At 42.8% G+C, this 13,020-nt stretch carries 10 protein-coding genes; 8 read left to right on the top strand and 2 right to left on the bottom strand.

Going from position 1 to position 13,020, the window contains the following annotated elements:
- Positions 1-287: 287 nt before the first annotated feature.
- On the bottom strand, positions 288-947 hold the full coding sequence (locus AC37HE_RS12290) for a DUF2461 domain-containing protein (RefSeq protein ID WP_500783138.1): 660 nt from the start codon (positions 945-947) through the stop codon (positions 288-290).
- An 82-nt stretch (positions 948-1,029) separates the two neighbouring features.
- Between AC37HE_RS12290 and AC37HE_RS12295 the strand changes: the two genes are divergently transcribed.
- The 7 genes from AC37HE_RS12295 (at position 1,030) to AC37HE_RS12325 (ending at position 11,849) form a co-directional block, all read left to right on the top strand.
- Entirely contained in the window at positions 1,030-1,713 is a 684-nt protein-coding gene (locus AC37HE_RS12295; RefSeq protein WP_500783139.1) for a 2-C-methyl-D-erythritol 4-phosphate cytidylyltransferase, read from the top strand.
- A 195-nt stretch (positions 1,714-1,908) separates the two neighbouring features.
- A complete protein-coding gene (locus tag AC37HE_RS12300; protein WP_500783140.1) occupies positions 1,909-2,523 on the top strand; it encodes a TetR/AcrR family transcriptional regulator in 615 nt (204 codons plus the stop codon).
- A 1-nt stretch (position 2,524) separates the two neighbouring features.
- Positions 2,525-3,868 carry a TolC family protein gene (locus AC37HE_RS12305; RefSeq protein ID WP_500783141.1) on the top strand — a complete coding sequence of 448 codons (1,344 nt, stop codon included), beginning with the start codon at positions 2,525-2,527 and terminating at the stop codon, positions 3,866-3,868.
- Position 3,869: 1 nt separating this feature from the next.
- Positions 3,870-5,018, top strand: a complete 1,149-nt coding sequence (locus AC37HE_RS12310; RefSeq protein ID WP_500783142.1) for an efflux RND transporter periplasmic adaptor subunit — start codon at positions 3,870-3,872, stop codon at positions 5,016-5,018.
- 38 nt (positions 5,019-5,056) lie between these two features.
- Positions 5,057-8,503, top strand: a complete 3,447-nt coding sequence (locus tag AC37HE_RS12315; protein ID WP_500783143.1) for an efflux RND transporter permease subunit — start codon at positions 5,057-5,059, stop codon at positions 8,501-8,503.
- 292 nt (positions 8,504-8,795) lie between these two features.
- On the top strand, positions 8,796-10,901 hold the full coding sequence (locus AC37HE_RS12320; protein WP_500783144.1) for a PKD domain-containing protein: 2,106 nt from the start codon (positions 8,796-8,798) through the stop codon (positions 10,899-10,901).
- 12 nt (positions 10,902-10,913) lie between these two features.
- Entirely contained in the window at positions 10,914-11,849 is a 936-nt protein-coding gene (locus AC37HE_RS12325) for a PorP/SprF family type IX secretion system membrane protein (protein WP_500783145.1), read from the top strand.
- Between the two features lie 90 nt (positions 11,850-11,939).
- Here AC37HE_RS12325 and AC37HE_RS12330 read toward each other — a convergent pair whose 3' ends face one another.
- On the bottom strand, positions 11,940-12,395 hold the full coding sequence (locus AC37HE_RS12330; protein WP_500783146.1) for a C-GCAxxG-C-C family protein: 456 nt from the start codon (positions 12,393-12,395) through the stop codon (positions 11,940-11,942).
- Positions 12,396-12,684: 289 nt separating this feature from the next.
- Here AC37HE_RS12330 and AC37HE_RS12335 point away from each other — a divergent pair.
- Positions 12,685-13,020 (top strand): serine hydrolase domain-containing protein (locus AC37HE_RS12335; RefSeq protein ID WP_500783147.1); only part of this gene is annotated, 336 nt, incomplete at its 3' end.

The raw sequence follows: 13,020 nt of genomic DNA on the forward strand, positions 1-13,020 counted from the left end.
ATTAAAAAAGGCGCTGCATTAAATGCTGTACAAATTGCCGAATGGTTGATTAAAAATGGTGAGGTGAAATAATCACTTTCCAAACAAAAATAAAAAAGCCGGAAAAAAAATCTTTCCGGCTTTTTCTATGAAAATGGGTTGTGGGAAGAAACTAATCTATAAGTTAATTCCGAGGTTCCCCAAATAGTAACCCCTTTTTCAAAACAACTTAACGAACGACTACTTTTACCCCCCTGTTTTTGCAAATCCGCTATACGAACGAACATTTTCTATTTTCAAATTTTCCCTTATTTACGTCTTTTTATCGCCTCATTCAGGAACCTGTTCATATGACTTAATTGTCTAAACATATCAACCGCATCTTCAATCAAATCTTCTCCCAGCACCTGATCGTCGCTCAACGAATGGCCAAAAGCATACGATTTCGGACGAAGTAAATCAATATCCGCAAATTCCTTATCAAAGCCTTTAGGAGCAGTTTTCAGCTTTTCACCCATGATATCGGTGAAGTACTGTTTGAAATCATCATCATAAAGGACCTCTTTAAAACTGTCGGGCGACTCGTAAATTTCCAGACGAATGGCTCGCAACACATCAGGTTCCGGGCACCAAATTCCTCCTCCAACAAAAGAAGATCCTGGCTCCAAATGAATATAGTAGCCTCCAAAGTCACTTTTTCGCCCTCCCGGGGCAATAAAGCTCCCCATATTGGTTTTATACGGGCTTTTATCCTTCGAAAAACGCACATCCCTGAAAATGCGGAATAAGCAATCCTTAGCACTCAAGGCAGGAATATCCTCATCAAAACGCCGGATTTCCTGGATCAGGATATCGGTCAGAAAAAGCATCTGCTCTTTGGCCTCTTCATATTCCTTCCGGTGGTCGTTAAACCACTCTTTACTATTATTCTCTTTTAAACCGCTTAAAAACTGGAGTACTGCTTGCATGGTTTTATCATTTCAGAATTAATAAATCGCGAACGAATCGATTTATAAATGTATTGCTATTTTTGTTTTCAACATTGAGCACATGGAAAAGTTTGCATTAATAGTAGCAGGAGGAAGCGGTACCCGGATGGGTAGCGAGGTTCCCAAACAGTTTTTGAACCTGAATGGTAAACCTATTTTAATGCACACCATAGAGCGCTTTGTCAACTACAACGCCGCAATCAAAATCACTCTTGTTCTTCCTGTTGCTCAATTCGATTATTGGCAGGAACTCTGTAGAAATCATAATTTCAGCATTCCGCACACATTAGTTAGCGGAGGGACCAGCCGTTTCCAATCGGTAAAAAACGGGCTGGATTCACTTCCTGATACAGGTATTGTATTTATTCACGACGGTGTACGTCCCTTAGTTTCCGCTACCACCATTCGCAATTGCGAGCAAACAGCAATAGCCAAAGGAAACGCCCTACCGGTTGTTCCCGTTATCGAATCAATCAGGCAAATTAACAGCGAAGGAAGTAAGCATGCCGACCGCAGCCAATATCGCTTAGTGCAGACACCTCAAACCTTTCAGCTGGCCATCATAAAAGAGGCATTTAAGCAAGATGAATCCCCCTTGTTTACCGACGATGCTTCGGTTTGCGAAGCCATGGGCCTGCCCATTAATCTGGTTGACGGAAACCCCGAGAACATTAAGATTACACAACCTTCGGATTTAAAAATTGCAGCTTTGTTTTTACAGGCTTTAGCCGACGAAAATAACTAGCCGCCCACCCCTATTCGACACTCCTCGACTTATTTCGTCACTAACCGATTAGCTTCCTGCGAAATGAAAGCCTAAGGCTACATTTGTGCCTAATAAGCAGGCATATCTCTGTTGAAATAAAAAATTAACGAAAACAAAGGAAACTTTATTCGTTTTCAAAGTTTCCATATTGGAAAAAATCTTAGTTTTGCAGCCATGACAACGGAAAAGAAAAAATATATATTGGACACGGCTGCACAGCTATTCTTTAAACATGGCATCCGAAGTATTACAATGGACGAAATTGCCAAAGAGGCAGCCGTTTCAAAGAAAACAATCTATAGTTTTTACAAAGACAAAAAAGAGTTGGTTAACGCATTCACCGACCATTTCATTATATCGAATCCAAACCTTCGTTTGTGCGAATCACCAGACTTAAATGCAATAGACCAATTATTTCACTTTAGAGAAAAGATCGCTGATGTTTTTGAGCTTGTACAAAACAACCTCGACTACGATCTGAAACGCCTTTACCCCAAAATTCATAGTAAACTACAAGACTACAAACGGAAGCTAATCTACGAAATTGAGATCTCCCTTCTCGAAAAAGGACAAAAAGAGGGTCTCTTCCGACAGGATCTGGACAATGATTTTGTTGCCCGCATGTCGATTGGCCGAAGCTTGCTCATCTTCAATCCGGAGAATGACATTTTCTCGGAAAAAGAATGTTTGAGCATGGGAATTTTTGACAAAATACTGGATTACCATCTACATGCCATTTGCACGCCTTCAGGGATTGAATATTACAAACAACAATTAAATAACCTTTAGAATGAAAATTAGAGTTCGACAAACAATTTTAATTGTGTTCATGCTCATAGACGCAGCAAGTGTCTTCGGACAAGACAGCTTGCAGTTTTCGCTTGACGAAGCGAAAGCTTATGCATCGAAGCATTCGTACACAATTCAAAACAGCTCGCTCGACGTAGATGCTGCCCGCAAGAAGGTATGGGAAACCATTGCTACCGGATTGCCACAGGTTTCGGGGTCGGGGAGCTATACCAATTACCTGAACTTACCGGTTTCGCTGATTCCTGCTGAATTTGTTGGCGGAAATGCCGGCGAATATTATGAAGTTTCGTTCGGCCAGAAATACAACTCAGAATACGGCTTCTCTGTCGACCAACTCTTGTTTGACGGTTCGTATATTGTAGGTGTCGGTTCCGCAAAACTTTATCTGGAACTGGCGACTCAGGCAAAAGAAAAAAGTGAAATCGAGATCCGCCATGCAGTAGAACAAGCTTATTACGGCGCTTTAATTGCCCGTCGAAATCTTTCGGTTCTGCAGGAAAACCTGGCAAACAACCAAAAACAATACTCCGACACCAAAGCGATGTTCGAAAATGGTTTTGTTGAAGAACAGGATGTTGACCAGCTTAAATTGATCGTTCAAAATTCGGAGAATCAAATCATTAAAGCAGAACGCGAAATTCGGGTGACAGAAATGGTTTTGAAATACACCATGGGTGTTGATGTAAACAGCCCGATTAAATTGACAGATAAGCTCGACGATTTCATCGCTCCGCTTTTGTTTAAAAAAGAAGATAACAGCGTTTTCGACTATTCCAGCCATATCGATTATCGGATTTTGGATTCGCAGCGACAGAGCCAGGTTAAACTTCTGAAACTGGAGCAGTCTGCGTACCTCCCCCGACTAAGTGCTTTCTTCAACTGGAACAAAACAGCCTACGGAAACAGCTGGAATCTCTTCAAAAGTTCCAATTCCTGGTACCCCTCTTCGATGTGGGGACTGAACCTCAGTGTTCCTATCTTCTCGGCAGGAAATAAAGCGGCCAAAGTAAAACAGGCTCGTATTGAATTGCAAAAAGCGGAGAACGATCAATTACAGGCTGTACAAAGCTTACAAAAGGATTACCTGACAGCTGTTGCCGATCTGGAAAGTGCTGTCGATCAATTCAACAATACAACCGACAACAAGGAACTCGCCAAGCGGATTTACGACAAATCGAAAATTAAATACAACAACGGGATTATTTCGAGCTCGGACCTGGCTGTCACAGAAAGCCAGTTTATCACCGCTCAATCAAACTGGGTGAACTCAGCAATGCAGTTATTCACCGCAAAAATCAATTACGACAAAGCAATTGGGAAATAGCATGAAAACAAATACAACTCACACCATGAAAAAGATTAACCTACTTTTCATTATCGCTATCAGCCTGTTCTTGGCTTCCTGTTCAGGAACAACAGACGACAGCCCCGAAGCTAAGCGCAAACAGCTGGCCGAATATAAAAAACAACGCGAGAAGCTGGAGGTAAAAATCACCAAGCTTGAAGATGAACTGGATGCTTTAAAAAAGATTGACTTCATTAACGTAAAAGTTTCACCTACTCAGCCCCAGCTTTTTGAACACTTCATCGAAGTAACCGGTAAAGTTGAAGCCGATCAAGAGGTCAATGTGAGTCCTGAGGGATCCGGAATTATTCGAGAAATTTTGGTGAAAGAAGGCCAACAGGTTACTAAAGGAACAGTGCTGGCAACGCTGAACACCGAAATGCTTGATCAAAATATTGCGGAAGCAAAAATCAGTTTAGAACTTGCCAAAACAACATTTGAGCGCCAACAAAACCTTTGGGATCAGAAAATCGGATCGGAAATGCAATACCTGCAAGCCAAAACCAATATGGAATCGCAGGAACGCCGACTGGAAAGTCTACAGGCACAAAAGGACATGACCGAGGTGAAAGCTCCCGTTGACGGAACGGTGGATGTTATCTACCAGAAAAAAGGAGAAATTGCCGGGGCACAAATTCCTTTCGCCAAAGTAATCAACATCAGCAAAATAAAAATTTACGGCGATATTGCTGAAACATACCTGACCAAAGTAAACAAAGGAGAAGAAGTATTTATCGAGTTCCCGGCCATTAACCGAAAAATGAACGGCACAATCGAGCAAATCGGAAACTATATCGACCCAAACAACCGGACATTCCGCATACGGATCAACCTGTCTAATCCGGACGGATTAATCAAACCAAATATGAATTCTGTTTTGAGAATCAGGGACTATGTTGCCGACTCGGCGATTGTCATTCCTTCACTTCTGATCAAGCACGACTTCCGGGGACAGTACACCTTCATCGTTGATAATTCTACTGAAATTAAAAAAGCCAAGAAAATCTACCTTGAAACAGGGGTTTCAAACAACAACATGACTGAAATCAGCAAAGGAATCGAGCCTGGTATGCAAGTCATTTCAGAAGGTTTTGACCAGGTTGTTGATGGTAGCCCGATTAAATTCTAAACCAGTAGTTTCTTTAAAAGTATAAACAAGAGACCATCATGGGAAACGAAAAAAAGAACGATAACTCACAAAACATACACCGGAAGTTTAAACCGACTTACCTGGCCATCAAGAATAAAACTACAGTTTACATTCTGACGGTTTTACTGGTTTTCTTCGGTATGTTTTCGTACCAGCAAATGCCCCGGGAGCTTTACCCCGAGGTTGTCATCCCCTACATTTTTGTACAAACAGTTTATCCGGGAAACTCGCCGGTTGACATTGAAAACTTTATCACCCGCCCGATTGAGAAAGAATTGAAAGGGATGCAAGGTGTTAAAAAAGTATCCTCAGCTTCCTACCAGGATGTCAGCGTCATCATCGTTGAGTTTAACACTGATGTTGATACAAAAGTCGCCCTTCAGGATACTAAAGACCGGGTAGATAAGGCGGCAACCGAACTGCCGGACGACCTGGACAGTGATCCGCTTGTCCAGGATCTGGACTTTTCAGAATTTCCAATCATGAATGTTAACCTAAGCGGTGACTTCAGTTTGCGGGAACTTCGGAAATTTGCCGAAACCTTGCAGGACGAATTCGAAGGCCTCAACGAAATATCGGAAGCTAAGCTGAAGGGTGTCGACGAACGGGAAATTCAGATCAATGTAGATCCCTATAAACTGGAAGCCAGCGGAATGACTTTTCAGGATATAGCCACGGCAATTCGAGCCGAAAACCTAACCATGGGCGCAGGGGAATTTACAGCGCAGGAAACCCGGCGGGTGATTCGTGTGCAGGCCGACTACACCAGCATGGATCAGATTGCAAACACCATCATAAAAGTAAACGATGGCAAACCAACCTACATCCGCGATGTTGCTACGGTAGTCGATGGCTACAAAGAACGATCGACAATTTCTCGTCTCGGGGAAAAGCCGGTTGTTACCCTTTCAATAACCAAGAAAAGCGGGCAGAACATCTTGTCGGCAACAGAGAATGTACGCAAGCTTATCAAAGAGTACCAGGATAACGGTTACTTACCGGCCAATTTGGATGTCAGCATCACCGACGATAATTCATTTTATATCCGCAACCAAATTGCCAACCTGGAGAACAGCATCATCCTGGGGATGATTCTCGTAATTTTCGTATTATTCCTGTTCCTTGGATTCCGCAACGCCCTGTTTTCGGGTTTATCCATCCCGCTGTCCATGTTTTTATCCTTCATCATTTTACAGCAGATGGGCATTACCATGAACAACATGGTTCTGTTTAGCTTGATTTTGGCCTTGGGGATGCTGGTCGACAACTCGATTGTGGTAGTTGAAAATGTTTATCGTCTACACTCGCAAGGCTATTCCATTTTAACAGCAACCAAGCGCGGGGTTAGCGAGATTGCTTTTCCGATTATCTCGTCAACCCTAACAACTTTGGCAGCTTTCTTCCCGCTTATCTTTTGGAAAGGGATTATGGGTGAATTCATGAAAATTCTCCCCCAAACCCTCATCATCGTTTTAGCGTCTTCTTTGTTCGTGGCACTGGTGTTAACACCTCCATTTATTGCCACCTTTATGAAGATTGAAGACATTAACAAAAAAGCCAATGTAAAACGGATCCTTCGAAATGCCGGAATCATTCTCGCTATAAGCATCCCTTTTTATATGCTGGGGGTATATTGGTTTGCTAACCTGATTGCGCTGGTAGCACTACTCATGATACTGAATGCTATTGCACTAAGGGGGCTCGCTCGCTGGTTCCAAAACACCTTTCTTGTATGGCTTGAGAACTTCTACGAAAGACAACTGAGGTTTGCACTTACCGGATGGAAACCGGTTGTATTTTTCGCAGGAACATTTTTATTAATGCTTCTTTCTATCGGTTATTATTTTAAGATTTCAAACCCTCATGTAGTGTTTTTTCCATCCACTGATCCGCAAACGGTTTATGTGACCACCGAACTTCCGCTTGGAACGGCTATTGACCGAACCGACCAAGTAACCAAACGGGTTGAAAAAATTGTAGCGAAAACCCTCGAGCCTTATAAGCACATTATCAAGTCGGTTACGACGAACGTTGGGAACGGTAAAGGAGGTATGTTTGACAGCGGCACGAACAGTCCAAACAAATCGCTGATTTCTATCTCGTTTGAAGAATACAAACTTAGAGGCGGAATTAGTACAAGCAAAGTTATGGCCGACCTTTCGAAAGCTCTGAGCGGATTTATAGGTGCTAAAATTTATGTGGAAAAAGAAGAGCAGGGTCCTCCGGTCGGTGCTCCTATCAACATTGAAGTGTCAGGCGATAAATTCGACCAGTTATTGCGAATCACCGACCAGGTCATTAACCGGATCAATGCTGACCGGATTGAAGGAATTGAAGGCCTAAAGCTCGATATTAATACCAACCAGCCCGAAATGCGTGTGAAAATCGACCGCGAGAAAGCACGACTTTACCAGCTTTCGACCAGCGAAATTGCCATGGCACTGCGCAACGCTGTTTACGGCTACGATGCCGGTGACTTTAAAGAAGGTGAAGATGAATACGACATTTATATTCGTCTGGCGGAGAACTACCGCAACGATGTTTCTACCTTGATGAACCAAAAAATTAAGGTTGAAGGACACGAAATCCCGATTTCGGCTGTTGCTTCGTTTGAATATTCAAGTACCTACGATAAAATTAACCGGATCAATAACAAGCGTACAATCACCATTTCGTCAAACGTGCTGGAAGGCTACAATGCAAATGAAATTAACGCTCGTATTCGCCAGGTCTTGTCCAACTACAATTTGCCGCGTGGTTACTCGCTCAAATTTACGGGTGAACAACAGGAGCAGGAAGAAAGCAGCCAATTCCTGATTATGGCTTTGCTAATCGCCCTGGCCTCGATTACCCTGATTTTGGTTACCCAATTCAACTCGTTCATCCGACCGTTAATTATCATGACGACAGTGCTCTTCAGCACCATTGGGGTGTTCCTTGGCTTAGGAATTTTCCAAATGAACTTTGTGGTGATTATGACCGGAATCGGAATCATCTCGCTGGCTGGTATTGTGGTGAATAACGGGATTGTACTGGTCGACTATATCGACTTGCTTCGCCAGCGTAAACGAGAGGAGCTAGGCCTTTCCGAAAAAGCATTCCTTCGTATTGAAGACGAAATAAACTGCCTGGTTAAAGCGGGGAAAACCCGTTTGCGCCCGGTATTGTTAACAGCCATTACAACAGTGCTTGGGCTCGTTCCCTTAGCCATTGGTCTGAACTTCGACTTCTTCAAACTGTTCAGCGAATTCAATCCGGATATTACCATTGGTGGTGAGACGGTTGCTTTCTGGGGACCAATGTCGTGGACCGTCATCTTCGGATTGACCTTTGCAACGTTCCTGACCTTGATCATCTCTCCTGTTATGTATATGTTGACAATCCGGATTAATTACCGGGTGAAAAAACTGCTGGGAGTTATCCCCGAAGATAGTCCCCGAGAGGACATTAAGATAGAAGATTAGTTTTTATAATACCTCGTAAAAAGGCGCTCATTTGCTTCGGCAGATGCTGCGTCTTTTTTTTTAATGGTTTTTACATGCCATCGTTTTGCCCATTCCTCTTTCCGTGCTGCTAATAATCAGATTAAAAAGAAATTTTAAAAAGTAGGGTGACAGATATTTTACTGGGATTAGAATATAAAAGGATGTCGGACAATGTGTTAAAAGGGTAACCAAGGTATTTCCTCAGGAAAGGTAAATTATCCAAATCAGGCATTCTGAAAATTGCATCTAAACCTCAGTTAATCACCTAGCTATGAACACCTACTGCTACAGGATAAATTTACGCATCAACATCCTTATTTTCTTGTTGGGAATTTCGCTGAACGCAGTTTCACAAAACAAGCAGAACCTGGGATTTGAAAAAGGAACCTTCGACGGATGGACTGGTTATACCTGGCGTGAAAGCCTTGAAGTTAGCTCTATCAACTCATCCCCAACACAAGTCAGCTTACCAACCTCACGCCGGCATGTGATTATCTCTGACCAATCCGCTTATGATTCGAACACCGGCAATGCACTAAAAATGATTCCCGATGGCTATACCTATTCCGCTCGCCTGGGCTGTGAGATCAACAGTTCGGATTCCAACCCCCGGTGCTGGGAACAAAGCTTACGATATAGCATGACCCTAGATTCGACGAATGCTTTTTTATTGCTGAAATTTGCCTGTGTCTTACAATATGCCAGTGATCATACAGCCTCCCAGGAGCCTCGTTTTAAACTCACACTTTATGATTCAGACGGTGATGAAATTCCGGACTGCTCAAACTACGACGTTTATTCTTCAGCCAGCATAGATGGATTCCAGTCCTACACCCCAAACGGATCAAGAGATCCGGTTATGTGGCGGGATTGGACAACAGTAGGAGCAGATCTATCAAAATACATCGGACAGAAAATTACCATCGAATTTATGTCGGCTGATTGTAAAGGACGTTACCACTACGGATATGCCTATTTTGTTGCCGATGCCATGCCATTATATATCACCGTTGACTATTGCACCAACGACAACATGGCTATTCTGGAAGCTCCGGATGGTTTCGAAACCTACCAATGGCTGGATACCGACAGTGCAACCGTAGTCAGTAATGAACAGGATTTATTACTTGAAGATCCCGAGGAGGGTGCTAAATATTTTTGCACTATGGAATCTGAAACAGGCTGCCAGATAACACTTTCATCGGTTGTTGCCAAATACGAACCAAAGGCTGATTTTGATTGGGCAATGAAAGACTGCTCAACAAACAAAGTCGCCTTCACCAATAAGAGTACAACAAATTCAGGAACTCTGAATTATCTGTGGAATTTAGGAGAAGGACAAACTTCAACCGAAGAAAGTTTTGTCCATCCATTTGAGACTTCGGGTTTGCACGACGTCCAGTTAATTATTTATAATCCCCCGTCGGGATGTACAGATACCATTTCAAAAACAGTAGAGTCTTTTTCGCCTCCCTTAGTTGGCTTTACCGGCGATACGACTTATTGCCCCGGTGAAACAACAACGCTCAAAGCTTACGGCGCATACAGCTACCTTTGGAGCACCGGTAGCACAAACGAATCGATCAATATTGGGGATCCCGGTGGTACTTATTGGATGTTGGGATACTCTTCGGAAGGTTGTGTTTCGGATACCATAACATTCAATGTCACGGAAGACAAAGCGTGGACTTTGGAGCTATCGGGCGACAGCTTGTTTTGTGCCGGGGGATCTGCCAGTTTGCTTGCAAGTGGAGCAACAGGTTATTTGTGGAGCACCGGGGAAACCACTGATGAAATTCAAATCGAATCAGGGGGTACCTACACGGTTACCGGATACTCTGATTTTGGATGCAGCCAGCAACAAAGCATCAGCGTTATCGAAAAACCGAACCCAACCCTCGAGTTTGCACTTTCAACCTATACAGTCGATGTTCGGAACAACACTGTTGATTGTAATGCGATTTCCAGCGATGCTATTTCTTTTGAATGGGACATGGGTGATGGCAATCTGGTGGATCAGGCCAGTCATAGCTACACTTATTCCAATCTAAACGAGTTAACAGCCTTAGAAGTAACTATTTCCGTTGCAAACGAATACGGCTGCACAACTACCGACTCAACAAGTATCGCGGTGAGTCCATTCATACCCAATGTTTTCACCCCAAATAACGATGGGATAAACGACTTATTTATGCCCGGATTCGACCAGTTGATATTCGACAGGCATGGTATTACGATTTACTCAGGAAATCTTGGGTGGGACGGTTATTACAAAGGGCGTCAGGCCGATCCTGACACCTATTTCTACATCGTGAAATATACCGATAGCAACGATGTCGAATTTACTAAAAAGGGCTTTATAACATTAGTGAAATAAATACCGGCAACTATGAAAAAGATAACACTCCTATTGGCCGGCATCCTATTTTGTGCTTTCCAGGCAACTTATGCACAAACTGAGTTAGGCACAACCAGCCATTGGTACAATCGAGCAAACTACAACCCTGCCTCGATAGCTCGTCCTGGCTTTATCTATTTTTTCTCGAATTACCGGAACCAGTGGACCGGCATAGAAGGGGCACCCGAAATCTGCAATCTTAACGTTTCAGGGTTCTACGAAGAATATCATTCTGCTTTTGGCATAAGCATGCTTCGCGACAAGATCGGGCTTACAACGGTTCTCAATCCAATGCTGCAATATGCTTACCAGCTGAAACTAGGTCGGGAACTCAACCTTTCTTTGGGCCTTTCCGTTGGACTTTACTCACGAATGATTAATGGCGCCGATTACGAAGCTGTCATTATCGACGATCCGGCGGTGGACTATACGGCAGAACACTACAGTTCTCCGGATGCCTCTTTAGGCTTTGAAATCGAAGGAAAATATTTTATTGCAGGGGCAGCCACAACACATTTACCGGCCCTATGGAAGTCTGATGACGAGTTTTTGATCAGCAACCATCGCTATTTATACGCCCTGTATAAGAATAGCGAACACGAGGCTTATAACGTTACTGCCGGAATTCAGCTATCAAACAGGAGCAACCTCACTGTTGTGGAAACAACAGGAATTATCCGCTTTAAACGGCCAACCGGATTAGTAAAAGGCCCAACCGAACTGTTCGATCTCGGCCTAACTTACCGGTCGACCAAGCAATTAACTCTGATTGCTGGGTTAAACATCTCACCGAACTTCAGGATTGGCTATACCTACGATTTAAATTTAAATATCGATTTAAAGAATTCTCCCTCACACGAAATCCTTTTAGAGTATCGGATCCCGCTTCGCCGTTATCGAAAAACGGACTATATCTGGTATAACTGATCATATTCCTAATATCACGTCAGGGAACCCGAGATGCAGCATTCGCAAAATTTAAGGAAGACACGATGAAACAGCATACGAAAGAAATGGTTAACTCACAGATTTAAATAATCCATTATGGGGTAGTTCATCGTTTAAAATTGCGACAGCACTTTCGACAAATCTCGGACAAAACCGATTATATAAATCTTTCTCCCGGGCTATCCGCGTTCCTCTTGGTGTTGATACATTAACGCCCAACAATTCTTTACACAACAAACTTCCCTGGGCGGCTATAAAACGCTTATTAAAACGAAGAATCATCTCTTTAGTCTTCTGTTTCAGTTCTTCATTATTTTCAACACCTTCATTTTTTAAACCTAATACCATGTAAGCACCGGTTACAGCTCCACAAATATTACCTGTAGCCATTCCGCGGCCAAAACCTGCTCCCAATTTCGCACAAAGATCTTCCGGTATATTCAACTCATCACTAAAGGCGCATAGCACCGACTGACAACAGTTATAATTTTTAAAAGCCCCCAAAGCTTTCCTTATTTTATGCATAGCTTAATGATTTTTCAAATTATTTTACCCGACAGGCAATCGTGTCATTTTGAAAATATTTTAGACCAAAAACGACCAACACCAATCGAAATTACCTTAAAATTAGAATTTTTGACATATTTTCCAAATAATAGCACTTCAAACACCTACTAACCGGTATCCCCATTCATACTTTTGCAATACAAATTGGCCCCAAATACCCAACACTTTTCGTGTCCCTTAAAACCGTCCTGTAATTAGGTTGGATTTGCTACCTTTAAGCTTTCCAAATTTCAACTTCAATCAAAAAATGAAAAAATTACTACTCTCCCTCTCTATTATTTTCTTGCTGGCTGCCTGCAACTGTGGAAAAGAAAACCGCGGTACTCTTACTGAAGCGGCTCCCGAAATGGCTGGTTTTTCCTCTGAACGCTTAGCCTTGGCTGATAGCCTGATTAACGAATACATGCAGAAAGACTGGCTGCCCGGTGGAATATTCCTGATCGCCCGCCATGGTAAAATTGTATACTATAAAAACTTTGGATACCGCAGTACAGCCAAGGTGCAAGCTTACCGGAAAGATGATATCTTCCGGATTGCATCGATGACCAAAGCAATCACCTGCGTATCGATCATGCAACTGTAC

Source organism: Mangrovibacterium sp. (assembly GCF_059905295.1).

Coding starts and splice junctions, on each gene's coding strand:
- AC37HE_RS12290 (WP_500783138.1), bottom strand. CDS start 947: ATGCAAGCAGTACTCCAGTTTTTAAGCGGTTTAAAAGAGAATAATAGT.
- AC37HE_RS12295 (WP_500783139.1), top strand. CDS start 1,030: ATGGAAAAGTTTGCATTAATAGTAGCAGGAGGAAGCGGTACCCGGATG.
- AC37HE_RS12300 (WP_500783140.1), top strand. CDS start 1,909: ATGACAACGGAAAAGAAAAAATATATATTGGACACGGCTGCACAGCTA.
- AC37HE_RS12305 (WP_500783141.1), top strand. CDS start 2,525: ATGAAAATTAGAGTTCGACAAACAATTTTAATTGTGTTCATGCTCATA.
- AC37HE_RS12310 (WP_500783142.1), top strand. CDS start 3,870: ATGAAAACAAATACAACTCACACCATGAAAAAGATTAACCTACTTTTC.
- AC37HE_RS12315 (WP_500783143.1), top strand. CDS start 5,057: ATGGGAAACGAAAAAAAGAACGATAACTCACAAAACATACACCGGAAG.
- AC37HE_RS12320 (WP_500783144.1), top strand. CDS start 8,796: ATGAACACCTACTGCTACAGGATAAATTTACGCATCAACATCCTTATT.
- AC37HE_RS12325 (WP_500783145.1), top strand. CDS start 10,914: ATGAAAAAGATAACACTCCTATTGGCCGGCATCCTATTTTGTGCTTTC.
- AC37HE_RS12330 (WP_500783146.1), bottom strand. CDS start 12,395: ATGCATAAAATAAGGAAAGCTTTGGGGGCTTTTAAAAATTATAACTGT.